Genomic DNA, 26,091 nt, shown 5'->3' on the forward strand with positions numbered 1-26,091 from the left:
TGCGATGCCGTGCCCAAGGGCTTTGAACAGGGTACTTAGACCAGCCCCAGCGCCCCCAGCAATGCGCCCGCGCCCAGCATCCATAGCAGGTGCAGCTTGGTGCGCCAGACCAGTACCGTGGCCACGGCGGTCAGCAGCCACAGGGGCCAGTCGGTGGTCCATTCGCCATGGGCGCGGGCCAGCACCCAGGACGTGGCCACCAGCAGGCCGATCACGACCGGGGCCATGCCTTGCTTGAACGCGCGCACCCCGCGCCGCTCTCGGTTGCGGTGGCCCCAGCGTGTGGCCGTCCAGGTCAGCAGGCTGCTGGGCAGCATCACGCCCAGCATACACACCGCCATGCCCAGGGCGCCCAGCAGCCAGCCGGTCACGCCCGGGCCGCCGGCGTTGATGCCTACGTTCCAGCCCAGCAGGGCAATGAACAGCACGTTCGGGCCCGGTGCCGCCTGGGCGATGGCGATGGAGGCGTTGAACTGCGGGTCGGTCAGCCACGCCTGGCGCTCGACCAGGAACCGGTGCATGTCGGGCGCGGTGGCAATGGCGCCGCCCACGGCGAGCAGCGACAGCGACAGGTAGTACAGAAAGAGGTTGAGCCAATCGCCGGGGCTCAGGGCCATCAGCGGTGCAGTGAGGGGGGCTGCGGTGCTCATGGTGCGAGCCTTCTCCAGGTCAGCAGGCAGGCGGCCCCGCCGATGACTGGCAGGATCCAGAACAGTGGCCAGCGCAGCCAGGCCATGGCCACGATGGTCAGCCCGGTGATGGCCAGGCACAGGGGACGGCCCAGCGGGTGGTTGCGGATGGAGGCAAACAGCTTGATGCCCACCCCGGCAATCAGGCCCGCCGCCACGGCCCCCATCCCACGCAGCGCCCCGGCCACGGCCGGTTGGGCAGAGAACTGTGCATACACCACCGCCAGTGCCAGCACCAGCATGAGCGGAAAGGTCAGCATGCCCGCCAGCGCCGCAAACGCGCCGCGCAGGCCGAAGTAGCGGTCACCGATCATGATGCTGAGGTTGACCACGTTGGGGCCCGGCATGATCTGCGCCACGGCCCAGTCCTCGACGAACTCCTCGTTCGTCATCCAGCGCTTTTTCTCCACCAGCTCGCGCTGCACCACCGCCAGCACCCCTCCAAAGCCCTGCAGCGCCAGCCAGGTGAAAGACCAGAACAGATCGGCCGGATTGCGGGGCTGCGGGCGCGCAGGCGTTTCGATGTTGGGGGGCGAGGCTGTGGCGGGTGCCATGGGTGAAAAATTGAGTGAAAAGTGGCTGATGCGCCAGTGATTCATGCCTTCATAGCTATCATTGTGATAGCTATCCAGTGATGCGGTGGCCCCCGCGATGTTACGCGCGCGCCAGGCGGTACGCTGGTGCCGGGGCGTCGCCATCGGGCAAGCCTGGGGCGGTCAATGGTGCATGCGCGTACGGTGGTCTGCCGCTATGCTGCCGGGTGGTATGCCTGAGAGCGTGCATCACTTCACAAAGAGACAAGGACACCCCATGAAACTCATTCGCTACGGCCAGCCTGGCGCAGAACGCCCCGGCCTGGTGGACGCCCAGGGCACGCTGCGCGACCTGTCCATGCTGCTGCCAGACATTGGCCCCGCACAGCTCAACCCCCGCACCTTGTCAGCGCTGGCCGCCATCGATGCCAGCCGCTTGCCCGCGGTGTATGGCTCGCCCCGTCTGGGCAGCCCGGTGGGGGGGGTGGGCAAGATCGTGTGCGTGGGCCTGAACTATGCCGACCACGCCAAGGAAGCGGGCATGCAGCCACCCGCCGAGCCGGTCTTGTTCATGAAGGCCGTGACCGCGCTGACCGGCCCCAACGACGATGTACGCATCCCGCCTGGCGCCACTAAGACCGACTGGGAGGTGGAGCTGGGCATCGTCATCGGCACCCGCGCCCGCCATGTGGCCGAGGTCGATGCCTTGAGCCACGTCGCCGGTTATGTACTGGCCAACGATGTGTCCGAACGCGCCTGGCAGATCGAGCGCGGCGGCCAGTGGGACAAGGGCAAGAGCTACGACACCTTCGCGCCCATCGGCCCCTGGCTGGTCACAGCCGACGAGGTGGCCGACCCCCACGCCATCGACCTGTGGCTAGAGGTGAACGGCCAGCGCGTGCAAAACGGCAGCACGCGCAATTTCATTTTTGGTGTGCCCACTGTGGTGTCTTACATCAGCCAGTTCCTGACCCTGGAGCCGGGTGATCTCATCCTGACCGGCACCCCTGCAGGCGTGGGCCTGGGGCAGAAGCCCACACCGTGGTTCCTGAAGACCGGTGACGTGATGCGGCTGGGCGCCACGGGGCTGGGCGAGCAGGTACAAAAATGCGTGGGTGGCTGAGGGGCGGGTGAGAGGCTGAGGAGCTACAGCGGGGCACTGCGCGCAGCAGTGATGCTGCACGGATGTGCAACGGCGGCACGACCAGCCTGACCCGCTGCTTCTCAGCGGGTCAGTCCAGCCGGCCCTTGAGCGCATGCCCCATGTTGCGCCAGCCGGCCTGTTCTCGGTACTTGACTTTGAAGGTCTTGAGGTCCGCCTGGCTTTCATACTTCACCCGGAAGATGCTGAAGGTGGCCTGGGATTCGTATTCCACAAAACACCAGACCGCGTCGCCTTCGGCCTGCTCTGCGTGGGGCATCTCATACCAGCACAGGTCGGCCTGGCTCTCATAAGGCACTTCAAACACCTTTGCGCCGGCTTTGTGGGCCTGCGTTGCCACCAGAATTTTTGCCATGCGCAATCTCCTGTGAGGGGGACAACCGACGGTCGGCACCTTATTGGGCCGAACTCCGCCATGCTGCGCAGCGGTAGATACCCACCCCACTGCGCGGCATGCGGGGCAAGACGCAAACGCAAAACGCAAAATACAAAACGCAGCGATGGCCGTGGCTGCCGCGAGGGCCCGCGACGCAGCAGGGAGGTTATTCTCGGCCACTAGGACGCCCGCTGCCGCTCTCGTGCTGGGCGGTGGCTCTCCCGCCCGCTTGCCCCTACGCTGCCAGTCGGCTCCATTGCATAAGGACCTGCCTATGAACTCCGCCACGCGCCGCCTGCACCTGGAGGGCCACCGTACCGACCGCATTGGCTGGCTGCGTGCCGCCGTGCTGGGCGCCAACGATGGTATCGTTTCCACCGCCAGCTTGGTGGTGGGCGTGGCGGCTGCGCAGTCGAGCCAGTCCACCATCGTGATGACGGCGGTGGCCGGGCTCGTGGCGGGTGCCATGTCAATGGCTGCGGGCGAGTACGTGTCCGTGCACTCGCAGGCCGACACCGAAAAGGCCGACCTCGATCGCGAGCGCGCCGAGCTGGCTGCCGACCCCGCCGCCGAGTTGCGTGAGCTGACAGCCATCTACGTGGGCCGGGGCCTTACCCCCGAACTCGCCCAGCAGGTGTCGCAGCAGCTCATGGCGCACGACGCCCTGGGCGCCCATGCGCGGGACGAGCTGCATGTGTCCACCGCCCTGGCAGCGCGCCCGGTGCAGGCCGCCATCACATCGGCCGCCGCCTTCGCTGTCGGGGCCGCGTTGCCGCTGGCTGTGGCGGCTGTGGCGCCTGCAGGCAGCCTGCTGTATTGGGTAGCGGGCACTGCGTTGGTCTTTTTGGCGCTGCTGGGAGCGGTGGCGGCCCGCACAGGGGGCGCGGGCATGGCAGTGGGTGCCTGGCGCGTGACCTTCTGGGGCGCATTGGCCATGGCCATCACGGCGGGCGTGGGAGCGTGGTTCGGTGCGCCTGTGTGAGGACCACCAACTGGCCCCACAAACCGGTGGCCGTGCGGTCACCCCTTGCGCGAAAATTTGAATCAAATCGACCTGTAGCGCCGGTAATAACTACTCGGCCAGCTATCAAAATAAGAGTATTTCGATATCAGCCCATGGCACGGTGACCGGGGAGCTGGCCCAGCACCGTCATACCGGCCAGTCGTTGCCGTACGGTGGCTTGCACGGCCGGTGGCGCGTCGTGCAGCAGCGCCGGCCAGTCGGCATGGGCCTGTTTCACCACATCGCGCAGCAGCGCCAGGTGCCGGGGCACCCGCAGCAGCCCGGCGGATTTCATCAGGCCTTCCATGTCGTCCCAGGTCAGTGCCCGCAGGGTTTTGTCGATGGCGCGGTTCACCGCGTATTGCTGGTCGGGCGCGCCTTCAAAAAACGCGGCCACGCACACGGGGTCATACACCGGGGCCAGCTGCGGCACACGGCCGTCGGGGTAGACCAGGGCCCAGTTCTTCAGGTGCGCGTCGGTGTTGCCCATCAGGATGAACGCCACCATGCGCGCCAGAAACTCGCGCGTGTCCTGCACCGGTTGGCGGCTCAGGCGGTTGAGCACGCGCAGCATGGTGGCCCAGTCCTGCAGCACGCCTTTGCCGTGCGACTTGCCGTATTTCTGGCGGGGCGTGTAGCCCAGCACCTGATTGAACTCCTCCATATGCACGCGGGCGCCGCCGGGCAGGTGGTCAAAGCGCTGCACGGCCAGGATGTCGTTGAATGGGACGGCGTCGGGCAGGTCGGCCTCGGCGCGGGTGATGACGCGCACATCGGCACAGTGCAGGCCCAGTGCCTTGCACAGCTGGTAGCCCGTGTACTCGTTGGCGACCAGATCGGGGTGTGCGGTGGTGGGCAGCTTCAGGATCACGCTGCCCGCCGCGCCCTGGCGGTGCACGGTGTAGCGGCGGCCGTCCTGCACCGCGCTGAACTTGGTCACCACGCCGGGTAGCGAGGCGGCGTCTTCCACCGGGAACTCCACAAACCCCGGCTCCAGCACGTCGAGCCCCTGGGTGGTGTGCCAGTAGCGCACCACGTCCGGGATGCCATCCTGCGCGGGCACGGGCTCCACCTCCAGTGCGCCCATCAGGTCGTGGCCTGCAGCGGCCAGCAGCTCGAACTCGTCGTCGGGGCTGCAGCCGCGCTCGCGCGCAAGCCGCTCGCGGTTGTGGCCCTCGGGCAGCAGGTTCTGAAAGTACACCGGCCAGCGCCCATCGGTGCGCACCAGCCGCGCATCGCGCGCCGACGCCAGGATCTGCTGCGTGGCCGCCTCGTCCGCGCCCTGGTAGCTGAGCGACAGCGTGGGGCGCTGCGGGTTGCGGATGTAGCCCTCGTCAAACGACACCCGCAGGATGTCGCCGTACTGCGAGAGGTAGCCAATGGCCTCACGACGGCTTGCTGTCGCGCCTGACGCGCCCGCGCTGCCGTCCGCCTGCGGGGGGCGGTGCAGGTACAGGCGCAGGTAGCGGATGGAAGTGCTCATGGGGCTTGGGCCAGGCAGTGCGGTGGGGTGTCGCCAGGGTCAGCGGCGCAGGCTGTCCACGACCGAGGGGGGCGCATCCACCCCTTCGGGCTGGCCCAGAAACTTGCCGCCGGACTGAATGAACGCCTCCAGGCTAGGACGCAGGCTGCTGGGCACGGCAATGATGTCCATGCCGAGCACCCGCGCCATTTCGGCCAGGGTGGAATAACGGGGGTCCAGATCGCCGCCCTCGGTGCGCTGCACGGTCATGCGGGAGAGGCCTGCGTGCTCGGCCAGCCGGGCCTGGGTCATCTGGTGGGCTTTGCGGGCGGCTGCGAGGGTGGGAATAAGATCGGTTGGCATGAGTCTATTTATACTCTTTAATTGATTAAAGAGTAGATAAATATACAAAATATCTGCACCATAGTCGGCTTAGGGCTAAGCCAATGGAGGCAATACCTCGCTGCGCTCTGCGCAAAACCGCTGCGCTTCCTGCACCAGCCACTCCCGCACCAGCTCCATCGCCGGGCTAGGGTGGGTGGTGGTCACAAACGAATACGCCGCGCGCGATGGCACGCTGTGCCCCAGCAGCGGCACCAGGCGCCCGGCCTTCACGTCCTGCAGCACCAGCGCGGCGCGGCCCATGGCAATGCCCTGGCCGGCCAATGCGGCGCCCAGGGCCAGTTGCGACAGGTTGAACTGCTGGCCGCCCGCCCAGGGCGGGGGCGGGGTGCCCCTTTGCGCAAACCAGTGTTGCCATTCCTCATAGGTGTCGGCGCCGTCCCAGGCGCTGCCGTCGTGCAGCAACCAGTCGCCGTGCAGATCCTCGGGCGTGGTAACGGGCGGGTGCCGGGCCAGGAACTCGGGGCTGGCCACCGGGATGAGCCATTCGTCCAGAAACACGGTGGCGTTCAGGTCGCGGTAGCCGCCCAGGTCAAAGCGCACGGCGGCCTCCACGCCGTCGCGCACCATGCGGGTGCGGTCCAGCGTGTGGAACTCGCCAAACACGCGCAGCCCGGTGTGCGGGTGCTGGCGAAAGAAGTCGCCCAGCCGGGGCGTGAGCCAGCTCATGGCGAACGAGGGCGAGCAGCTCAGCGTGGCGGTGGCGGCCTCGGCCGGCTGGCGCATCTGGGCCAGGGTGCTTTCGATGGCGTCAAAACTCTCGCGCAGTACCACGGCCAGCCATTTGCCCTCGGGCGTGGGCACCAGCGCGCGCGGGGCGCGCAAGAAGAGGGGGCGGCGCAGCCAGTCTTCGAGCTGCTTGACCTGCTGGCTCACCGCCCCCTGGGTGATGCACAGCTCGGCCGCCGCCTTGGTAAAGCTGCCGTGGCGCGCCGCTGCATCAAAACTGCGCAGCCAGGCGAGCAAGGAAGGGGAGAGGCGAATGTCCATTATTAATACTAATACTTTGCTCAATATAAATGGCTTGTGACAGGCGCGTGACGGGCGAAGAATGTGGGCAAGACATACCGAGATGAATGCGCCATGACACTTGCCGAACCTTCAACCACTGTGGATGCCCTGCTGGCCACTCGCCTGCGCAACGCCCAGCCTGCCCTGTGGAGCAATCCGGCCCGGCAGGCACGGCCCGCCGCGGCGCTGCCCGCACTAGGGAGAACCATTAGTCTGGATGATACGAAAGCGGCGGCTGAGCGTCTGGCACGTTTTTCAGGACTGCTGGCGGATGTGTTCCCCGAGCTGGCCGCAACAGGTGGTGTGGTGGAGTCCCCCCTGCTGCCCGCCGCCGCGCTGCAGCCCGCATTGGGCATGGCCGAGGGGCAAGGCCGACTGTTCATCAAGGCCGACCACAGCCTGCCCGTCGCCGGCTCCATCAAGGCCCGGGGTGGCATGCACGAGGTGCTGGAGTTTGCGGAGAAACTGGCGCTGCAGCATGGGCTGGTGGAGCCGGGTGGTGACTACCGCGCGCTGGCCACGCCGCGGGCGCGCGAGGTGCTGGGCCGCTACCAGGTGGCGGTGGGCTCCACGGGCAATCTGGGCATGAGTATTGGCGTGGTGGCGTCGGCCCTGGGCTTTCAGGCCACGGTGCACATGTCGGCCGATGCCAAGGAATGGAAGAAAGACCGCTTGCGCCAGCGGGGTGTGCAGGTGGTGGAGCACGCGGGCGACTACGAGCGTGCCGTGGCCGCTGGGCGTGCCGAGGCGGCCAGTAACCCGCTGTGCCACTTTGTGGACGACGAGCAATCCTTCTCGCTGCTGCTGGGCTACAGCGCAGCGGCGCTGCACCTGCAAAAGCAGCTGGTGGAGCAGGGCGTGGCGGTGGATGCCGAGCACCCGCTCATCGTTTACCTGCCCTGCGGCGTGGGCGGTGCGCCCGCAGGCATCACCTTTGGCCTGCGGCAGGTGCTGGGGCCGCATGTGCGCTGCTTTTTTGCCGAGCCGGTGCAGTCGCCGTGCTTCATGGTGCAAATGATGGCCGATGCAACGCAAGGTGTGGGGCAGCATCCCTCGGTGTACGACTGGGGCCTGACCAATCGCACCGAGGCCGACGGCCTGGCCGTGCCGCGTGCATCGCTGCTGGCGGCCGAGCTGATGCGGCCGCTGCTGTCGGGCGTGTTCACTGTCGCTGACGACAACTTGTTCGCGCACTTGGTGCGGGTGCTGGACGCCTTGGGCGAGCGCATCGAGCCCTCGGCCGCCGCAGGCTTCAGCGGCCCGGCGATGTTGACCGGCACTACGGCAGGGCAGGCCTGGCTGCGCAGCACGGGTATCGACGCCGTGCTGCACCAGGCCACCCACCTGGTGTGGACCACGGGCGGCCTGCTGGTGCCCGATGTGCAGTACCAGGGCTTTGTGCAGCGCGGGCGGGCCGTGCTGGCTGCGCAGGCCTGATTGCTGAGCACCTTCTTCTCTCATTTTTCTTTTCACTTTTTTCTGGAGCCATGCCATGAACCGCAAGCAACTGCTTTTGTCTGCCGCCGTCTGTGCCGCCCTGGGGGCCACTGCATGGGCCCCGGCCATGGCGCAGGAGGCCGCCTTCCCCTCTAAGCCGATCACGCTGGTGATTCCGTTCCCGCCCGGTGGCGCCACCGACGTGCTGGGCCGCCTGATTGGCAAAAAGCTGGGTGACAAACTGGGCCAGAGCGTGGTGATCGACAACCGCGCGGGGGCAGGCACGGTGATTGGCGCGACGTCGGTGGCGCGGGCAGCGCCCGATGGCTACACGCTGCTGATGAGTTCGGGCACTACCTTCACCGTCAACCCCGCCGTGCGCGCCAAGCTGCCGTACGACCCGGTCAAGAGCTTTGAGCCCATCGGCATCACGGGCCGCACGGGGTTGATCTTGCTCGCCAACAAGGATGTGCCTGCCAACGACCTGAAGCAGTTTGTGGCCCTGGTGAAGGCGGCTCCCGACAAGTATTCGTATGGCTCGTTCGGCACGGGCACCACGTCGCAGTTTGCGGGCGAGATGTTCTTCCGCGCGGCGGGTCTGAAGATTCAGCATGTGCCCTACAAGGGCAGTGCGCCCGCCATGACCGACCTGCTCGGCGGGCAGATTCCGTTCACTGTCGATACCGTGTCGGCCGCGCTGCCGCAGCTCAAGGACGGCAAGATCAAGGCCGTTGCGGTGACGTCTGGCAAGCGCTCGGCCCTGTTGCCCAAGGTGCCCACGTTGGCAGAGAGCGGCTACCCGGGCCTGGAGATGGACACCTGGCTGGCCATGGTGGCGCCGCGTGGCCTGCCACCGGCCGTGAAGTCGCGGCTGGAACTGGCGCTGGCCCAGGTGGTGTCAGACCCCGAGACGCGTGACAAGATGATCGCGGTGGGGTTCGAGCCGTCCTATGCTTCGTCCAAGGTGTTGGCCGAGCTGATTGACAAGGAGTTGCCGCTGATGCGCGCCATTGCACAGCGTGCCGCCATCACTGCAGACTGAGCCCGTGTGACCAGAACAAGGAGACAAGCCCGAGATGACCACCACAAACCCCCAAGCCCTGGTTGAGCTGACGGCCAACGAACTGCGCCACCGCATTGGCACGCGCGAGATTTCGCCGGTGGAACTGCTCGACGCCTGCATTGCCCGCATCGAGGCCGTGAACCCGCATGTGAATGCCGTCACCGCCACCTGCTACGACCGCGCCCGCACCGAGGCCAAGGCGGCCGAGCAGGCGGTGCTGCGCGGCGAGCCGCTAGGCCTGCTGCATGGCCTGCCCATGGGCGTGAAGGACCTGGAGGCCACGGCGGGCTTGCTGACCACCTACGGATCGCAGATCTACCGCGAGCACATTCCGGCCGAGGACAACGTGCTGGTGGCGCGCCTGCGCGCAGCGGGCGCCATCGTCACGGGCAAGACCAATATCCCCGAGATGGGCGCCGGCGCCAATTCGCGCAACACGGTGTGGGGCGCCACGGGCAATCCGTTCAACCCGAACCTGAACGCCGGGGGCTCGTCGGGCGGCTCGGCCGCTGCGCTGGCGTGCGACATGCTGCCGGTGTGCACGGGCTCGGACACGGGTGGGTCGCTGCGCATTCCGGCGTCCATTTGTGGCGTGGTGGGTTTCAGGCCATCGCCCGGCGTGGTGCCCAGCTCGCGCAAGCTGCTGGGCTGGACGCCTATTTCGGTGGTGGGCCCCATGGGCCGCACGGTGGAAGAAGCCTGCCTGCAGCTGGCTGCATCGGCGGGCATGTCCGCAGGTGATCCGCTGAGCTACCCGCTGGACCCGATGAGTTTCCTCCTGCCCGAATCGGTGGACCTGAGCCGCCTGCGCGTGGCCTACACCGAGGACTTTGGCGCCTGCGCAGTGGACAACGGTATCCGCGCCGTGTTTCGCAACAAGGTGCAGGCCATGAAGCACCTGTTTGCCCGTTGCGATGCCATCGATATCGACCTGGGCGATGTGCACCGCTGCTTTGATGTGCTGCGTGCCGAGGCCTTTGTGGCCAGCACGCGCGAGGCCTACGAGCGCGACCCCGCCAGCCTGGGCCCCAACACCCGCGCCAACTACGAAATGGGCGCCGCCATGACGCTGCTGGACAGCGCCTGGGCGCAGGCCGAGCAGACACGCATCCTGGCGCGGTTCCAGAAGCTGTACGAGGACTACGACATCATCCTCGCGCCCACCACACCCGTGTCGCCGTTCGCCTGGACCGAGCTGTTCGCCAGCCATATCAACGGCGAGCCGCAGGCCAACTACTACCGATGGCTGGCGCTGACCTATGTGACCACACTCACCACCCACCCGGCGCTGAGCCTGCCGTGCGGGCTGGACGACGCTGGCATGCCGTTTGGCCTGCAGATCGTGGGCCGTTTCCGCGCCGACCGGCACACGCTGGGCGTGGGGCATGCGCTGGAGCAGGCGTTCAAGGGCATTGCAGGGCTGGCACGGCCCCGGCCCGACATCGCCAAGCTGACGCAGACGCGCGCCGTACCTGCGCTGACCTCCATCGTGACCTTGGCACCAGACCCCCGCGACGCCCGCACCCTGCCGCGTGACGACCGTGCGGCATCGGCCGCGCAGGTGTCAGCCGTTTGAAAAGGAGTCACCGACCATGCAAACCGTAGACACCATCGTGATTGGCGCGGGCATTGCCGGGGCCTCCGTGGCTTGGCAACTGGTGCAGCCCGGCACCGCAGGGCAGGGCGCCAGCGTGCTGCTGCTGGAGCGTGAATCGCAGCCGGGCTACCACACCACCGGCCGCTCGGCCGCGCTCTACATGGCGACCTATGGCACGCCCAACATCCAGGCGCTGACCCGGGCCAGCCGCGCGTTTTACGATGCGCCGCCGCCTGAGTTTGGCGCAGACCCCATCCTCTCGCCCCGGGGCGTGGTCTACGTGGCCGGGCCGGACCAACTGGACTTGCTGAAGCAGACCTACGAGGAAGCGCATGCCACCTCGCCCAATGTGCAATGGGTGGGGCGGGCCGAGCTGCTGGCGATGCTGCCTTGCCTGAAGCCCGAGGCCGTCGCCGCAGGCATGAGCGAGCCTGAGGCGGCCGACATTGATGTGAACGCCCTGCACCAGGGCTACCTGCGCGGCCTGCGCCAGCGCGGCGGCCAGGTGCTGACCCACGCTGAGGTGACGGCTGTGCGCCGCGAAGGCACTGTGTGGCAGGTGACGCTGGCCGACGGGCGGGTGTTTGCCGCCCCCACCATCGTCAACGCTGCGGGCGCCTGGGCCGATGTGGTGGCGGGCCTGGCGGGTGTGGCGCCCATCGGGCTGGAGCCGCGTCGGCGCACGGCGTTCACCTTCCCCGTGCCAGAGGACATGGACGCCACCCACTGGCCTGCCGTGGTGGGCGTCGACGAGAGCTTTTACTTCAAGCCCGATGCGGGCCAGTTGCTGGGTTCTCCCGCCAATGCCGACCCGACCCATCCACACGATGTGGTGCCTGAAGAGCTGGACGTGGCCACCGGGATCTATCACATCGAGGAAATGACCCGCTTTCAGATCCGCCGCCCGTCGCACACCTGGGCCGGTCTGCGCTCGTTCGTGCCGGATGGCGACATGGTGATCGGTTGGGACAACCATGTGCCCGGCTTCTTCTGGCTAGCCGGGCAGGGCGGGTATGGGATTCAGAGCGCGGCGGGCGCCTCGTTGCTGGCGCGGCAGCTGTTGCGGGGTGAGCCGCTGGCCGAAGAGTTGGTGCGCGAGGGCTTGGAGGTGGAAGGGCTGTCGCCGGCGCGTTTGCGCTGAACTACCGGCGGGGCAGGCGGCCCCGGGCCTTCAGGCGAAGGTGTTGACGTTGGTGCCCAGCGTGCCGCTGGTGGCCAGCGCAGGCTGGGGCATGGACTGCTGCATGGCGTCGATGAGGGTACTGGCCGACACGGCCTGCATGTCGAGCGCCTTTTTCAGCACCACCATGTTCAAGGCGTCCGACGTCTTGGCGCTGGCCAGGTTGGTAGCGGTGTTGACGATGCTGTTGGTCAGGGCGACGTCCATGGTGACTCCTTGGGGCAATGGAGGATTATCGGCACGGCTGCGCGAGGCTTGAGCGCTGTTACATGTGCAGCTATTCCTGGTTGAGACGTTTGCTAGTCCAGTGCGGGGACCCCGAGGGCGGGGCAGGCGGCCAGGTCGGAGACACGGGTATGGGGCAGCTGGCGGGCCGCGTCACGCAAGGCGGTGCGCAGGCCTTCCTCCAAGGTGGGGTGATAGAACGGCATGCCGAGCAGGTCATGCACCGGCAGTTGCTGCTGCACCGCCAGGGCCAGCAGGTGGGCCAGGTGCTCGCCATCGGGGGCATACAGTTCGGCGCCCAGCAGGCGGCCACTGCCATGGTCTGCATACACGCACAGGCGCCCGTGGTTGCGCTGGGCGGTGCGGGCGCGGCCTTGCGTTGCGTAGCTGGCGGTGCCCGTGATGGTGTGGTGTGGGTCCATGTCGGCCACGCGCGGCCCCACGATGGCGATGTTGGGGTCGGTAAAAACGATGGACAACAAGGTGCGGCGCCGGAAGCGCGTGGGGGCGATGGCCAGGGCGTTCATGCCCGCGATATGGCCTTCGTCGGCGGCCTCGTGCAGCAGCGGGGTGTGGGTATTGGCGTCGCCGGCCAGAAACACTGGCAAATTGTCTATTTGCTGGGTTTGCGGGTCTACCGTGGGCAATCCACGCCGGTCCAGAGGCACGCCCAGCGTCTCCAGGCCCAGGTCCTCGACATTGGGCACCCGGCCCATCGCGGCAATGACCTGATCCACGACCACACGGTTGTTGCCGCTGGAGACTTCGATGCCGCCAGGCACTTCGCGCAGTTGCGCTTCGGCTCCCATGTGCAGCACCATGTTCTGCTTCAGCAGCGCCGCCAGTTCGGTGTTGAGCTCCGGTTCGCTCAGGCCCGCCAGCGTGTGCCCTGTGGTGAAGGCGGCCACCTGCAAACCCAGCCGGGCAAGGGCTTGCGAAATCTCCGCACCAATCGGGCCCATGCCGATCACAGCAATGCGCGGGCCCAGGCTGGGCTGCTCGAACAGCGTGTCGGTGGTGAGCATGCGGTCGCCAAACGCCAGCCATTCGTCTGGCACGCGTGGGCGTGACCCGGTGGCGATGATGATGCTGCGAGTCGCGTAGGCCGTGCCGTCGATGTCCACCGAATTCGGCCCCAGCAGTGTTGCGCGCCCTGACATTTGGGCCTTGCCCAGCCCGCTGGTGGCTTGGAGGGCGCCCGCCACAAAGTCGTCGCGCAGGGCGCGCACGCGCTGCAGAACGGCGGGCAGGTCGGCGGCCAATGCGCTGGCGCCCCGCAGGCCAAATTCTTCGAAGGTGTGCCGGCGGTGAAAGGCATTGGCCGCCTCGATCAACGCCTTGGACGGCATGCAGCCCACGCGGGCGCAGGTGGTGCCCCAGGGGCCTTCGTTGACGATGAGGTAGCGGTCGGTGCGCTTGCGCACTTCACGCAGGGCGGCCAGGCCCGCTGTGCCTGCGCCGATGATGATGGTGTCGAGCGGTTGGCTCATGAGGCGCCCTCAGAGTCTGAAAACCCGCAGTGTGAAGTGCGAACCGCCGCTCCGTTGTAGGCGCACAAGCCGTTTTTTGAGGCTGGGTTGGGTGCAGGCTTGCCTTGGGGCCGGGCCCTGAATGCCTTCAGGGCCAAGGTACGGAGGGCAGTCAGGCCTCGGGTTCCGTCCAGCCCACGCGGCCTTGCCCGTGGTCGTTGATGCGCTGTACAAAAGGATCGGCCTGCGTCTGGGGCAGGCGCAGTTGCAGGCTGACCAGGGTGCCATGTTGCACGGCCACCAGTTCGGCGCCTGCTGCCTCGATCTCACGGCGTAGCAACCCCTCCAGTGCATAGGGCACCAGGCATTGCAGCGTGGTCATGCGCTGCAGTGTGACCTTGGGGGCGGTGAGCAGTGCCTGGGCAATGGTGTCGGTGTAGGCACGCACCAGGCCACCCGCGCCGAGCTTGACCCCGCCAAAGTAGCGCACCACCGTGGCCAGCACGCCTTCCAGGTCTTGGTGGCGTAGCACGTCCAGCATAGGGCGGCCGGCGGTGCCGCCAGGCTCGCCGTCGTCCACGGCGGCCGATTGGCCCCCGGCCAGCAGGGCCCAGCAGATGTGGGCGCCGCCGGGGTGCTGCTTCCACAGCGCGTCCACCGCGGCCTGCGCGCTGGCGCGGTCGGCCATGGGTTGTACGCAGCCGATGAAACGGCTTTTCTTGATGAGGAGTTCACTGTGCGCGGGCGCAGCCAGGGTCTGAGGCATGGGGCGGAGAGTGTAAGGCGGCGCCCGTTCAAGTCGGCCCACGGCCGACCGTGAAGAAACTCACAGACTTTGCCTTGGACGGCGGTTGAACACCACGAACGCCGCCCGGAACGTGCGTTCTGTCACACACGCAATGGGCATGCGTTCCTACACTGCGGGCTTGTTGCTGTGGCCTACGCTGTTGCTATGCATTTGAAAGCACCCCGGCCTGCAGAAAAAGGAACCGCCATGTTTGCCCACCCATTTTCCGCCCCCTTGTCTTCTACCCTTGGCGGCCACCTGTTTGGCCGTTTCACGGCTTCTTCGGCCCCCGTGTCCTCCTGCGGTGGCGCAGGGGCGTCGGTGGCGGATGCTGCAGCGGCCAGTCTCGCGGCGGACGAAGGAGATGACGGCGCACCAGACCTTGCGCAGCGCGTGCGCGAAGTGGGTGAGTGGTAAAAGGGCAACCAGCCACCGATTGCAGGCTCGGCGCTGGGGCGACCTCGGTCTGCGGGGGGGCCGCCTCCCGCCTCAGGGCGAGCAGGTACGGCTCACGTCAAAGCTTCAGCTCCCAGGTCTCGCTCACCAACTGTTGGCCAAATCCTTCGTAGGGCTCGGTCTTGACCAGTTCAAAACCTCGCTGCGCATAGATGCCCCGCGCAGCCGTGAGGCAACTGTTGGTCCACAGCACCATTTTTTTGTAACCTTTTGCACGCGCAAAGGCAATGCATTCGTCGGTCAGCCGTGCGCCCAGGCCCAAGCCCCGGGCCTTGGGGCTGAGGATCAGCATGCGCAATTGGGCGGTGGTGGCGGACTTGCGCACCACGAACACCGAGCCCACGCGCTCGCCATCGAGTTCCGCGATCCAGGCTTTCTCCCAGGCGGGTTGGAACTTGCGCAGGAACTGCGCGGCGATGTCCGCCACCAGGGCCTCAAAGCGGCTGTCCCAGCCGTATTCGCGCCAGTAGATCTCGCCATGCTGCTGTACCACCCAGCCGATATCGCCGGGCAGCGGGTCGCGCAACACGGCAACGCGGGTGCCCTCTGCTGGGTTCGGGGTAGGGGACAGCAGGGTTTCAATCCGCTCCATGGCATCCACCACCTCCTGCCGCCGTGCGGGGGGCAGGGGGGCCAGCAGGGCGGCGGCTTCGTCGCGCGAGCGCTGTTGCAGCGGCTCGAACGCTGCGCGCCCGGCGGCGGTGAGCGTGACCAGGCTCTGCCGCGCGTCCTGCGGGCTGGCGCGGCGCTCGATCCAGCCCGCCTGCTCAAAGCGCCGCAATATCCGGCTGATGTACCCGCCGTCCAGCCCCAGCTCGCGCGCGAGTTCGCTGGCCACGGGGGCTTCGCGATGGGCCAGCTCGTAGAGCACGCGCACATCGGTCAGCGACAGCTTGCTGCCCAGGTACGGGTCCAGCACACCAATGCGGCGGGTGATGAAGCGGTTGAACCGCCGCACCGCCTTGACGGCACTGGCGGGCACAGGGGCCGCAGGTGCGGGCGGCTGAGAAGAGTCACGGGATACCGTCATAAGTGCCTTTGTCATGAAATTGATTGACTTTGGCAAGTATATGCGTGGTGGGAGTCAAGACCTCCTTGGTGCAGGGGCAAGGCAGGCACAGCGACAAAAACGGCCTGCCGCCGTAAAATCGCGGGTTACCCACCACAGCCGCGCCCCACGATGCCCCGTTAAACCATGGGGTGGCCGCCCTCCCACTGCATGAACGCCCCCGTTGACGTCTCCTTTTTTGCGCGCGCCGCAAAGCCCTTGACCAGTTACCGTCCGTACTGGGCCAAGCGCTTTGGTACGGCTCCGTTCCTGCCCATGAGCCGTGCGGAGATGGAGAAACTGGGCTGGGACAGCTGCGACATCATCCTGGTCACGGGCGATGCCTACATCGACCATCCGAGCTTCGGCATGGCCGTGATCGGCCGCACGCTGGAGGCCCAGGGCTTTCGTGTCGGCATCATCGCGCAGCCTGACTGGCAGAGCGCCGAACCCTTCAAGGTGCTGGGCAAGCCCAACCTGTTTTGGGGCGTGACGGCGGGCAACATGGATTCGATGATCAACCGGTACACCGCCGACCGGAAGATCCGCAGCGACGACGCCTACACCCCCGGCGACATTGGCGGCAAGCGCCCTGACCGCGCAGCCATCGTCTACAGCCAGCGCTGCCGCGAGGCCCATAAGGACGTGCCCATCGTCCTGGGCGGCATCGAAGGCAGCCTGCGCCGCATCGCTCACTACGACTACTGGAGCGACAAGGTGCGCCGCAGCATCGTGGTGGACAGCAAGTGCGACCTCCTGCTGTACGGCAATGCCGAGCGGGCGCTGGTGGAGGTGGCCCACCGCATTGCAGCGCGTGAGCCGGTAGAAAAAATCACCGACGTGCGCGGCACGGCCTTTGTGCGGCGGCCCGACGACGAAAGTGGCAAGGGCTGGTTCGAGATCGATTCGACCACCGTGGACGAGCCCGGCCCGGTGGAAGCGCACATCAACCCCTACATGACGACCAGCGAGCAGGCTGCAGCCCAAGGCAGCAGCTGCAGCAAGGAGGAGGGTGGTGCTACTGATTCTGTAGCAGTCGGCGCACAATCCACTGGCGCTACCGATCAAAATAGCCCCAATCCAACCATCCAGGCGATCCAGTTCGTCGCCAACCCTGCGCTCAAGACCAGGCTCAAGGTGCCTCCGCGCGAGAAGACGGTGATCCGCTTGCCCAGCTATGAGCAGGTGAAAAGCGACCCCGTGCTCTACGCCCACGCCAACCGTGTGATGCACCTGGAAACCAACCCCGGCAACGCGCGCGCCATGGTGCAGGCGCACGGCGAGGGCGTGACGGCGCGCGACGTGTGGCTCAACCCGCCCCCCATCCCGCTCACCACGGCCGAGATGGACCACGTGTTTGACCTGCCTTACGCACGCGGCCCGCACCCCAGCTATGCCGATGAGAACGGCAGCCACGACCATGGCACCAAGATCCCTGCGTGGGAGATGATCCGCTTCTCGATCAACATCATGCGGGGCTGCTTTGGCGGCTGCACGTTCTGCTCCATCACCGAGCACGAAGGCCGCATCATCCAGAGCCGCAGCGAAGACTCGATCATTCAGGAGATCGAGGACATCCGCGACAAGGTCAAGGGCTTCACCGGCACCATCAGCGACCTGGGTGGCCCCACGGCCAACATGTACCGCCTGGGCTGCCGCAGCCCAGAGATCGAAGCCGCCTGCCGCAAGCCCAGCTGCGTTTTCCCCGGCATTTGCCAGAACCTCACCACCGACCACGGCCCGCTGATCAAGATCTATCGCCGTGGCCGCGCGCTCAAGGGCATCAAGAAGATCCTGATCGGCTCGGGCCTGCGCTACGACCTGGCCGTGAAATCGCCCGAGTACGTGAAGGAGCTGGTGCAGCACCACGTGGGCGGCTACCTCAAGATCGCGCCCGAGCACACCGAGCAGGGGCCGCTGTCCAAGATGATGAAGCCGGGCATCGGTAACTACGACCGCTTCAAGCAGATGTTCGAGAAGTTCAGCGAAGAGGCGGGCAAGAAGCAGTTCCTGATCCCGTACTTCATCGCCGCGCACCCGGGCACCAGCGACGAGGACATGATGAACCTCGCGATCTGGCTCAAGAAGAATGGCTTCCGTGCCGACCAAGTGCAGACCTTCTACCCGAGCCCCATGGCCTCGGCGACGGCCATGTACCACTCGGGCCGCAACCCGCTCACCAAGGTGCGCCGCCAGATGCGCGACGAAGCCGAGGAGTCGGTGGACATCGTGCGCGGTGAAAAGCGCCGACGCCTGCACAAGGCCTTCCTGCGCTACCACGACCCCAACAACTGGCCGCTGCTGCGCGAGGCGCTCAAGGCCATGGGCCGGGCGGACCTGATCGGCAACGGCAAGCACCACCTGATCCCGACCTTCCAACCCCTGACGGACGGTGGCTACCAAAGCGCGCGGCGCAAGAACTCCACGCCTACGGGGGTGAAGAGCGCCACCGCAGCAGCGCCCGCCAACTCCACCAAGCCGGGTCAACCGCAAAAGGGCCGCATTCTGACCCAGCACACCGGCTTGCCGCCGCGCGTCACGGGCAGCGCCAAGCCGTCAGCACGCAAGCCGCGCTGATAGCAGGCCGCAGCCCTGTGCCCTCTTGGTGGGGGCCCGAGGCTGAGGGTGGCGACGCGTGGCAAGCCACTCCTGGAGTGCGTCTAGGCCTGTCGCCAATCACGGCAGGCGCGCGGCTTCACCCACAGTACGTTAGCCCGTTCTCAGCCCTCCGCTGCGTGGGTGCCCACCACCACCGATTGCGGGCCGTCGCCAGCGGGCTGCGTGATCAGATCCTCAATGATGAAGGTGCGGTAATAAAAGGCCGTGACTGCACCCTCGGGCGCAATGGCATTCACCAGGGTGTCGATCTCGTCCTTGTCGGCCATGGCGATCAGCATGCCGTGGTGGCCGGTTCCCGCCAGGTCGGCAATGCGCCGCACCATGTCCCCTTCGGCCCCCACAGAGGGCAATGGCGCATCTGCCGTGCCCAGTGTGTGCACGATCTCTTGCAGGATGACGTCGGGGCTGGCGTAGGCGATGTCGCCCTGGTGGCCAGCGGCCTGCAGCGCAAGGGCGGCCTGGCGTGTGCAGTCCTCGTCGGGGAACAGTGCAAACACCTGGCCGGTGGGGTAGAAAACGCCGCCCATGTTGGTCATAGTGGAATCAAGAACGAGGGGTTTCATGGGCTTCTCCCGAGGTGTTTCAGACCTTCGGGATTGAAACCTGGGCACGCTGGTGCGCGGTGTAGGTCAGCGGGCCATTCGCGCGTCAGCCTGCCTTGCCGTGTCGATTGGTGGTAGCCTGCCGTGCAGGCCCATAGTGCCTGTAGCGTCCATTTTTCATGGACTGATTGCTATCAAATTGATAACAATGTCAAATGTTGCTACCGCAGCCATCCGCCCAGCCAGGCCCCCAGTGCGGCGCAGTGCATCACGACCGTCATCCAGTACACCGCGCGGAACTCCGCCTTGCGGGACTTGTGCCGCAGCCGCTGCTGGGCAAACCACGCGCCCGGCCAGCCGCCTGCCAAGCCCAGCAGGTGCAGGTGGCTTTCCTTGGTGCGCCACCGGCCGTTCTGCGCGGCGCTTTTGTCGATGGCGTAGATCACGAAGGTGAGGAGGTTGATGGCAAGGGCGGCACCTATCACCCACCCCGGGAGACGACCGGCCCAGACACCCCAGGCCAGCAGCGCCGCCCAGCCGAGCATGAGGATGTGTATCAGCATCGATCCGGCGGCGGGCGCGGCGCTGGTCGCCGCAGGCCGTCGGCGGCGCGAGGCCTGTGGCTGCCTCGTCCCCTGCGCCGGTGCGCGCCGCGTCGGTGGCACCGATGCGGGCTGCGCCGGAGTCGGCGGACGGGGTTGAAAGGCCCCTGCGGCACGGGCTGCAGGCTGCACCGCCATGGCCCGGGGCCCTTTGCCGCCCACATGGATTTCTTCGTACACCACGGCAAGTCCCTCGCGCGGTGCTGCGCTGCCCCGGTAGTCGCGCACATGAAAGAACACATCGGCAGATGTGTCTGGGCTGCGTATGAAACCGAACGCGCGGGCGGCATCCCAGCGGATAACGGTGCCTTGTTTCTGCATCGAAAGAAAAAGGCGTTCAGGCCAGGGTGTGCAGAGGGATGTCCTGCGCGACGGCCAGCGCATCAAGCTGCGCCCGGGTCTGGCTGCGCAAGAACGCCGCCACGGCGGCGTGGGTGGCGGGGGCGCGCAGCACCTGCGGGTCGCCCGTGGCAGGCAGGCCGGCGGCGACACACAGGCTGGCGGCAAAGTGCGGCTCCAGCGCGGCCACTGCCACACGTCCATCGGCGCAGGGGTAGATGCGGTAGCCCGCGTGGTGGCCGCCCACGTCGCCGTCGGGGGTGGTCAGGCCCCAGTCCCGCGGCTGGGCCAGCCAGGCGGCGGCGTCGGCCAGCGCCACTTCGATGCACACGCCGCCGCCGGTGTGGGCACGCTCCAGCAGGGCCTGCAGCACGGCCTCGCTGGCCATCAGGGCGCCGCCCATGTCGGCGTAGAGCGTGGGCGGCATGTCGGTGCCCGTCACCAGGCCAGCGTCGGCCAGGTAGGTGAGGTCGTGGCCGGGCTCCTCGGCCCGCTCTGCCGCTGCGCCCACGATGCGCACCAGCGACAGGTGCGGATAGCGAGCCCGCAGCGCATCCCAGGAGAGGCCCAGCTTGGCCAGTGCCGAGGGGCGGAAGGAGGTGATCAGCACATCGGTGCGGGCCAGTTCGTCATGCAGCGTGGCCTGACCTTCGGGCGTCTTGAGGTGGGCGTGCACCACCCGCACGCCCTGGTGCAGCGTGGCATAGGCTGCGGGGCTGTAGATGCCCATGGGGTCGGCGCTGGGGTAGCCCGCTGGCGGTGGCGGCTCGAGCTTGGTGCATTCAGCCCCCATGCGCGCGCAGCGCATCAGGGCGGCAGGGCCCGGCAGGTTGAGCGCGAGGCTCAGGACGCGGACATTGCGCAGGGGCTGGGGCAGGGCGGTCGTCATGGCGTGGGTTGTCTCGGTGTCGTGGTTTTGAATGGAAGGCGTGGCGCCGGAACTTCGTGGCGCGCACGGGCTCACTTCCTGCGTTATACATAATTTGTTACGCTCCCTGACCCATGCAACGCAGAACCTCTTTGGCCGCCATCACCGGCCTGGCCGCCTTTCCGGGAGCTTTCGTGACCTCATCCCTGAGCAGCGCCGCCACGGCGCCCGCGCTGAAGGCGCTCAAGCCCTCGCCCCGCATGCCCGTGCTGTTCGTGGGCCACGGCAGCCCGATGAACGCCATCGAGGACAACGCCTGGCGCCGCAGCTGGCAGGCCGTGGGCGCAGAGCTGGCCGCGCGCGCGGTGCAGCCACAACTCATCCTTTGCGTGTCGGCCCACTGGCTCACGCGCGGTGGCTGGCAGCTGACCGGCATGGCCAACCCCAAGACGATCCACGACTTTGGCGGCTTCCCGCAAGCGCTGTTCGACCAGCAGTACCCCGCGCCCGGTGCGCCGCAGGTGGCGCGCAGCCTGGCCGCCGAACTGAAATCGCCCGCCACCGGAGCGGCCCTGGGGGTGGACGAGGGCGAGTGGGGTCTGGACCACGGTACCTGGTCGGTGCTCAAGCCCATGTTTCCCCAGGCGCAGATCCCGGTGATGCAGCTGAGCATGGACTACAGCCGCGCCCCGGCCGAACACTATGCGCTGGGTCAGCAGCTCAAAGGCCTGCGGGAGCGTGGCGTGCTCATCGTGGGCAGCGGCAACATCGTGCACAACCTGCGTGTCACGCGCCGTGGCACAGCCGCCAACGAGGCGTACGACTGGGCCACCGAGTTCGACACGGTGGTGCAGGAGCAGATCAAGAAGGGTCAGTTGGGTGCCTTGCAGGACTTCCAGAAGCTGGGTGCCGTGGCCCAACAGGCGCATCCCACGCACGAGCACTATCTGCCGCTTCTGTATGCGGCGGGGGCGGTGCTGCCCACCGAAATGCCACGTTTCTTCAACACAGGCTACCAGTCGGCATCGATCTCGATGCGGTCGGTGCTGTGGGGGTGATGGGTATCTGCCATTTACAACAGGTTGTTGTAAGAAGGCGCTTCTTTTTTGATAGCTGTCAGCGCATGTTTGTCTAGCGCTTGAGGCCAAAAACACCTGAAAACCATCGACCGCAGCGATCAGGCGGCCATCAGGCCGTGACGTGACCCGCCTGGATCGTCAGCCACGGCCAGCGTTCGCGGTAGCTCTGTGCCTTGGCTTCGAACAGTGGCAGATGCGGGCAGGCCGGGTTGGGTCGCATCAGCCCGGCATACAGTTCTTCCAGCCCGTAGGGTGCGTACAGCGTAGGTCCTTCGATGCCTGGGTCGGCGGCAGGCTGCAGGCCCACGCAGGTGCAGGGCACCAGAAAGCGCTCGATGCCATTGCGGGCCGATGTGAGGGGCGCATAGGGGTAGCCAAACCAGCGTTCGTACCAGAGGTGCACCCGGGCCTGGTTCTTGGCTTCGACGGTGATCGGCAGGTCGGCAAAGAGGGCCGTGACCCGGTCTTGCTCAGCCTGTTCGGCGGCTTCGGACAGGTCCGAGGCGTCGAAATAGAACAGGTCGTAGTCCCTGATGTTTGCCGTGGGCGCCAAGCCGGAGTGCAGGTTCCACACGGTCTGGAACAGGCATCCCGCCACCAACCAGGCGTCCGGCAGGCCCAGAAGTGGCAAACGCCCCAGAAGGGCCGCGTTGTGCGGGTTCTGGAGCGTTTCGCTCAAGAACCGGCGCCTCAGCGCCGCTTCTTCAGTCAGCTCAGATGACCTTGGCAATGGCTTGGCAGACGTAGTCGATGTTCTTGCTGTTGAGCGCTGCCACGCACATGCGGCCGGTGTCGGTGCCGTACACGCCAAACTCGCTGCGCAGGCGCACCATTTGGTCCTTGGACAGGCCCGAGTAGCTGAACATGCCGATCTGGGTGGTGATGAAGGACATGTCCTTGCTCACGCCAGCAGCCCTCAGGCCATCGACCAGCTTCTGGCGCATGGCCTTGATGCGCACGCGCATTTCGCCCAGTTCCTTTTCCCACAGGGCGCGCAGCTCGGGGTTGCCCAGCACGGCGGCCACGATGGCGCCACCGTGGGTGGGTGGGTTGGAGTAGTTGGTGCGGATGGCGATCTTGAGCTGGCTCAGCACGCGGTCGGTTTCTTCCTTGGTGCTGCCGACCACGCTCAGGGCGCCCACGCGCTCGCCGTAGAGGCTGAAGCTCTTGGAGAAGCTGGTGGAGACAAAGATGTTCAGGCCAGCGGCCACGAACTTGGCGATCACGGCGCCGTCTTCGGCGATGCCGTAGCCAAAGCCTTGGTAGGCCATGTCCAGGAAGGCGGTGAGGTTGCGTTCCTTCACCACGGCAATCACTTGTTCCCACTGAGCGGGAGTGATGTCGTAGCCGGTGGGGTTGTGGCAGCAGGCGTGCAGCAACACGATGGTGCCGGCAGCAGCGGCCTTCAGCTTAGCCAGCATGCCGTCGAAGTTGATGCCGCCCAGGCCGCCGTTGGCGCTCTGGTCAAAGTAGGGGTAGGTATCGACGGGGAAGCCGGCGTTGGTGAACAGCGCGCGGTGGTTTTCCCAGCTGGGGTCGGAGATCAGCACGGTGGCGTTGGGGCTGATCTTCTTGAGGAAGTCGGCGCCGATCTTCAGGCCGCCAGTGCCGCCGATGGCTTGCACGGTGGCCACGCGGCCGCTCTTGACCACGTCGGAGTCAGCGCCAAAAACGAGGCCCTTCACCGCAGCGTCGTAGGCGGCGATACCGTCGATGGGCAGATAGCCGCGGGCGGTGGGCTTTTCCATCATGGTCTTTTCAGCGGCCTGCACGCATTGCAGAAGGGGCAGCTTGCCGTTGTCGTCGAAATAAACACCTACGCCCAAGTTGACCTTGTTGGGGTTGGTGTCGGCGTTGAATTGCTCGTTGAGTCCCAGGATGGGGTCGCGGGGGGCCATTTCGACGGCGGTGAACAGAGACATGAAAATCCTTGAAAGGTTGTCAGTAGCGAAGAATCCGGGCGTGGTGTACTGTGCCGGGTTAAGCCGATTTTAACGGCCCGCCCATCCCACTCGTTGACCGCCCCCATGCCGGATCTCACAGAAGTCATAACTGAAAAGCAAGACGGCGAGTTCGTCAGCTTCCCCCATTCCCCGTTTGAACTGTTCCAGCCTTACCCGCCTGCGGGCGACCAGCCCGAGGCCATCAACAAGTTGGTGGAGGGGCTGAATGACGGCGAGACCTTCCAGACGTTGCTGGGTGTGACGGGCTCGGGCAAGACCTTCACCATGGCCAATGTGATCGCACGCATGGGCCGCCCAGCCATCGTGTTCGCGCCCAACAAGACGCTGGCTGCACAGCTGTACAGCGAGTTCCGCGAGTTCTTCCCCAAGAACGCCGTCGAATACTTCGTGAGCTACTACGACTACTACCAGCCAGAGGCTTATGTGCCCCAGCGGGATCTGTTCATCGAGAAGGACAGCGCGATCAACGAGCACATCGAGCAGATGCGCCTGAGTTGCACCAAGAGCCTGATGGAACGGCAAGACGTGGTCATCGTGGCCACCGTGTCCGCCATCTACGGCATTGGCGAGCCTGAGAGCTACCACCGCATGGTGATGACGCTGCGCACCGGCGACAAGCTGGGCCAGCGGGATGTGATCGCGCAGCTGATCCGCATGCAGTACCAGCGCAACGAGGCAGATTTCAGCCGGGGCAAGTTCCGCGTGCGGGGCGACACCATCGATGTGTTCCCCGCCGAACACTCGGAGCTGGCCATCCGCATCGAGCTGTTTGATGACGAGATCGAGAGCCTGCAGCTGTTCGACCCCCTCACGGGGCGCGTCAAGCAGAAGATTCCGCGCTTTACCGTGTACCCCAGCAGCCACTACGTCACGCCGCGCGACAAGGTGCTGGCGGCGGTGGAGACCATCAAGATCGAACTGGCCGAGCGCCTGAAGCAGCTGGTGGCCGACGGCAAGCTGGTAGAGGCCCAGCGGCTGGAGCAGCGCACGCGGTTCGATCTGGAGATGCTCAGCGAGGTGGGGCACTGCAAGGGCATCGAGAACTACACGCGCCACCTGTCGGGCTCGGCGCCGGGCGACCCGCCCAGCACGCTGACCGACTACATGCCGAAGAACTCGCTGATGTTCCTGGACGAGAGCCACCAGATGATCGGGCAGCTCAGCGCCATGTACAACGGCGACCGAGCGCGCAAGACCACGCTGGTGGAGTATGGATTTCGCCTGCCCTCTGCCCTGGACAACCGGCCGCTCAAATTCGAAGAGTTCGAACAGCGCATGCGGCAGGTGATCTTTGTATCGGCCACACCCGCCGACTATGAAAAGACCCATTCAGGCCAGGTGGTGGACCAGGTGGTGCGCCCGACCGGATTGGTGGACCCCGTGGTAGAGGTGCGACCTGCCACCCATCAGGTGGATGATGTGCTGCAAGAAATACGCATTCGCGTTGAAAAGCATGAACGCGTACTCATTACCACCTTGACGAAGCGCATGGCGGAGCAGTTGACCGACTATCTGACGGACAACGGCGTGAAGGTGCGCTACTTGCATAGCGATGTAGATACCGTGGAGCGGGTGGAGATCATCCGTGACCTGCGCCTGGGGGCTTTCGATGTGCTGGTGGGCATCAACTTACTGCGCGAAGGGCTCGACATCCCTGAGGTGTCGCTCGTGGCCATCCTGGACGCGGACAAGGAGGGCTTTCTGCGCGCCGAGCGCAGCCTGATCCAAACCATAGGCCGCGCCGCGCGCAACCTGAACGGCCAGGCCATTCTGTACGCCGACCGAATGACGGATTCGATGAAAAAGGCCATGGGCGAGACGGAACGTCGGCGCATCAAGCAGATCGCATACAACGAGGCCCACGGAATCACACCGCGCAGCATTGTCAAGCGGGTACGAGACCTGATTGACGGGGTTTACAGCGAAAAGGCCGGCAAAGATGCCGAGCGGCTGGAACAGGAAGCCCTGCGGCGCGCCCAGGTGGAGGACATGTCCGAGAAGGACGTGGCGCGTGAGATCAAACGCCTGGAAAAGCTCATGCTGGAACATGCGCGCAATCTGGAGTTCGAGCAGGCAGCGCGGGTGCGTGACCAGTTGACACGGCTCAAGGACCAGGCGTTTGGCGCGCATGGCAGCGATTCAGTGGCCTTGTGACACAAGGGCGGGAGGACAGTGTGA

At 66.2% G+C, this 26,091-nt stretch carries 25 protein-coding genes; 10 read left to right on the plus strand and 15 right to left on the minus strand.

The window, feature by feature from the left end:
• Positions 1-35: 35 nt before the first annotated feature.
• The gene (locus C8C99_RS08060) at positions 36-650 is read right to left on the minus strand and encodes a chromate transporter (RefSeq protein ID WP_056644263.1); all 615 of its coding nucleotides are present in this window, start codon (positions 648-650) and stop codon (positions 36-38) included.
• Positions 647-1,243, minus strand: coding sequence for a chromate transporter (locus tag C8C99_RS08065; RefSeq protein WP_108627082.1), 597 nt, complete (start codon positions 1,241-1,243; stop codon positions 647-649). The genes C8C99_RS08060 and C8C99_RS08065 overlap by 4 nt, the downstream gene beginning before the upstream one ends.
• Before the next feature lie 256 nt (positions 1,244-1,499).
• Between C8C99_RS08065 and C8C99_RS08070 the strand changes: the two genes are divergently transcribed.
• Positions 1,500-2,345: a fumarylacetoacetate hydrolase family protein gene (locus C8C99_RS08070; protein WP_108625421.1), complete on the plus strand. Its 846-nt coding sequence runs from the start codon at positions 1,500-1,502 to the stop codon at positions 2,343-2,345.
• A 109-nt stretch (positions 2,346-2,454) separates the two neighbouring features.
• On the opposite strand, the gene C8C99_RS08075 is transcribed toward C8C99_RS08070, so the two are convergent.
• On the minus strand, positions 2,455-2,739 hold the full coding sequence (locus C8C99_RS08075) for a DUF6150 family protein (protein WP_108625422.1): 285 nt from the start codon (positions 2,737-2,739) through the stop codon (positions 2,455-2,457).
• A gap of 295 nt (positions 2,740-3,034) precedes the next feature.
• On the opposite strand from C8C99_RS08075, the gene C8C99_RS08080 reads away from it, so the two are divergent.
• Positions 3,035-3,742 carry a VIT family protein gene (locus C8C99_RS08080; RefSeq protein ID WP_108625423.1) on the plus strand — a complete coding sequence of 236 codons (708 nt, stop codon included), beginning with the start codon at positions 3,035-3,037 and terminating at the stop codon, positions 3,740-3,742.
• 127 nt (positions 3,743-3,869) lie between these two features.
• Here the strand turns inward: C8C99_RS08080 and C8C99_RS08085 are convergent, their stop codons facing one another.
• The 3 genes from C8C99_RS08085 to C8C99_RS08095 form a co-directional block, all read right to left on the minus strand.
• Positions 3,870-5,246, minus strand: coding sequence for a type II toxin-antitoxin system HipA family toxin (locus C8C99_RS08085; RefSeq protein WP_108625424.1), 1,377 nt, complete (start codon positions 5,244-5,246; stop codon positions 3,870-3,872).
• A 39-nt stretch (positions 5,247-5,285) separates the two neighbouring features.
• A complete protein-coding gene (locus C8C99_RS08090; RefSeq protein WP_108625425.1) occupies positions 5,286-5,588 on the minus strand; it encodes a helix-turn-helix transcriptional regulator in 303 nt (100 codons plus the stop codon).
• A 75-nt stretch (positions 5,589-5,663) separates the two neighbouring features.
• Positions 5,664-6,617, minus strand: coding sequence for a LysR substrate-binding domain-containing protein (locus C8C99_RS08095; protein ID WP_108625426.1), 954 nt, complete (start codon positions 6,615-6,617; stop codon positions 5,664-5,666).
• Positions 6,618-6,710: 93 nt separating this feature from the next.
• On the opposite strand from C8C99_RS08095, the gene C8C99_RS08100 reads away from it, so the two are divergent.
• From C8C99_RS08100 to C8C99_RS08115, 4 genes are read left to right on the plus strand one after another with little or no spacing between them, the layout of a single operon-like run.
• Positions 6,711-8,075 (plus strand): D-serine ammonia-lyase, encoded by a 1,365-nt coding sequence (locus tag C8C99_RS08100; protein ID WP_108625427.1) that lies wholly within the window; start codon positions 6,711-6,713, stop codon positions 8,073-8,075.
• Positions 8,076-8,130: 55 nt separating this feature from the next.
• Positions 8,131-9,117, plus strand: coding sequence for a tripartite tricarboxylate transporter substrate binding protein (locus tag C8C99_RS08105; RefSeq protein ID WP_108625428.1), 987 nt, complete (start codon positions 8,131-8,133; stop codon positions 9,115-9,117).
• A 34-nt stretch (positions 9,118-9,151) separates the two neighbouring features.
• Positions 9,152-10,714 carry an amidase gene (locus C8C99_RS08110; protein WP_108625429.1) on the plus strand — a complete coding sequence of 521 codons (1,563 nt, stop codon included), beginning with the start codon at positions 9,152-9,154 and terminating at the stop codon, positions 10,712-10,714.
• Between the two features lie 16 nt (positions 10,715-10,730).
• Positions 10,731-11,876: an FAD-binding oxidoreductase gene (locus tag C8C99_RS08115; protein ID WP_108625430.1), complete on the plus strand. Its 1,146-nt coding sequence runs from the start codon at positions 10,731-10,733 to the stop codon at positions 11,874-11,876.
• A gap of 30 nt (positions 11,877-11,906) precedes the next feature.
• Here the strand turns inward: C8C99_RS08115 and C8C99_RS08120 are convergent, their stop codons facing one another.
• The 3 genes from C8C99_RS08120 to C8C99_RS08130 form a co-directional block, all read right to left on the minus strand.
• Positions 11,907-12,122: a YjfB family protein gene (locus tag C8C99_RS08120; RefSeq protein WP_108625431.1), complete on the minus strand. Its 216-nt coding sequence runs from the start codon at positions 12,120-12,122 to the stop codon at positions 11,907-11,909.
• A 92-nt stretch (positions 12,123-12,214) separates the two neighbouring features.
• Positions 12,215-13,630: a dihydrolipoyl dehydrogenase gene (locus tag C8C99_RS08125; RefSeq protein ID WP_108625432.1), complete on the minus strand. Its 1,416-nt coding sequence runs from the start codon at positions 13,628-13,630 to the stop codon at positions 12,215-12,217.
• Between the two features lie 151 nt (positions 13,631-13,781).
• On the minus strand, positions 13,782-14,375 hold the full coding sequence (locus C8C99_RS08130) for a YigZ family protein (protein WP_108625433.1): 594 nt from the start codon (positions 14,373-14,375) through the stop codon (positions 13,782-13,784).
• Between the two features lie 255 nt (positions 14,376-14,630).
• Between C8C99_RS08130 and C8C99_RS08135 the strand changes: the two genes are divergently transcribed.
• Positions 14,631-14,813 carry a hypothetical protein gene (locus C8C99_RS08135; RefSeq protein WP_233247177.1) on the plus strand — a complete coding sequence of 61 codons (183 nt, stop codon included), beginning with the start codon at positions 14,631-14,633 and terminating at the stop codon, positions 14,811-14,813.
• Positions 14,814-14,910: 97 nt separating this feature from the next.
• Here the strand turns inward: C8C99_RS08135 and C8C99_RS08140 are convergent, their stop codons facing one another.
• Positions 14,911-15,882 (minus strand): bifunctional helix-turn-helix transcriptional regulator/GNAT family N-acetyltransferase, encoded by a 972-nt coding sequence (locus C8C99_RS08140; RefSeq protein WP_108625435.1) that lies wholly within the window; start codon positions 15,880-15,882, stop codon positions 14,911-14,913.
• Between the two features lie 189 nt (positions 15,883-16,071).
• On the opposite strand from C8C99_RS08140, the gene C8C99_RS08145 reads away from it, so the two are divergent.
• Positions 16,072-18,477, plus strand: a complete 2,406-nt coding sequence (locus C8C99_RS08145; protein WP_108625436.1) for a YgiQ family radical SAM protein — start codon at positions 16,072-16,074, stop codon at positions 18,475-18,477.
• 143 nt (positions 18,478-18,620) lie between these two features.
• Here the strand turns inward: C8C99_RS08145 and C8C99_RS08150 are convergent, their stop codons facing one another.
• The 3 genes from C8C99_RS08150 to C8C99_RS08160 all read right to left on the minus strand — a co-directional run bounded on the left by C8C99_RS08150 (position 18,621) and on the right by C8C99_RS08160 (position 20,891).
• The gene (locus tag C8C99_RS08150; protein ID WP_108625437.1) at positions 18,621-19,082 is read right to left on the minus strand and encodes a hypothetical protein; all 462 of its coding nucleotides are present in this window, start codon (positions 19,080-19,082) and stop codon (positions 18,621-18,623) included.
• 200 nt (positions 19,083-19,282) lie between these two features.
• On the minus strand, positions 19,283-19,984 hold the full coding sequence (locus C8C99_RS08155) for a cold shock and DUF1294 domain-containing protein (RefSeq protein ID WP_108625438.1): 702 nt from the start codon (positions 19,982-19,984) through the stop codon (positions 19,283-19,285).
• A 16-nt stretch (positions 19,985-20,000) separates the two neighbouring features.
• Positions 20,001-20,891, minus strand: a complete 891-nt coding sequence (locus C8C99_RS08160; RefSeq protein WP_108625439.1) for a CoA transferase — start codon at positions 20,889-20,891, stop codon at positions 20,001-20,003.
• Between the two features lie 131 nt (positions 20,892-21,022).
• Between C8C99_RS08160 and ygiD the strand changes: the two genes are divergently transcribed.
• Positions 21,023-21,928, plus strand: a complete 906-nt coding sequence (ygiD, locus tag C8C99_RS08165; RefSeq protein WP_108625440.1) for a 4,5-DOPA dioxygenase extradiol — start codon at positions 21,023-21,025, stop codon at positions 21,926-21,928.
• Positions 21,929-22,058: 130 nt separating this feature from the next.
• Here ygiD and C8C99_RS08170 read toward each other — a convergent pair whose 3' ends face one another.
• Positions 22,059-22,628 (minus strand): nucleotidyltransferase family protein, encoded by a 570-nt coding sequence (locus tag C8C99_RS08170; protein ID WP_233247178.1) that lies wholly within the window; start codon positions 22,626-22,628, stop codon positions 22,059-22,061.
• 34 nt (positions 22,629-22,662) lie between these two features.
• On the minus strand, positions 22,663-23,871 hold the full coding sequence (locus C8C99_RS08175; protein ID WP_108625441.1) for an amino acid aminotransferase: 1,209 nt from the start codon (positions 23,869-23,871) through the stop codon (positions 22,663-22,665).
• Between the two features lie 105 nt (positions 23,872-23,976).
• Between C8C99_RS08175 and uvrB the strand changes: the two genes are divergently transcribed.
• Positions 23,977-26,067, plus strand: coding sequence for an excinuclease ABC subunit UvrB (gene uvrB, locus C8C99_RS08180; RefSeq protein WP_108625442.1), 2,091 nt, complete (start codon positions 23,977-23,979; stop codon positions 26,065-26,067).
• The last annotated feature ends 24 nt before the right edge of the window (positions 26,068-26,091 follow it).

The sequence above is a fragment of the Acidovorax sp. 107 genome, assembly GCF_003058055.1.
In the GTDB taxonomy this organism is placed as follows: Bacteria; Pseudomonadota; Gammaproteobacteria; order Burkholderiales; family Burkholderiaceae_C; genus Acidovorax.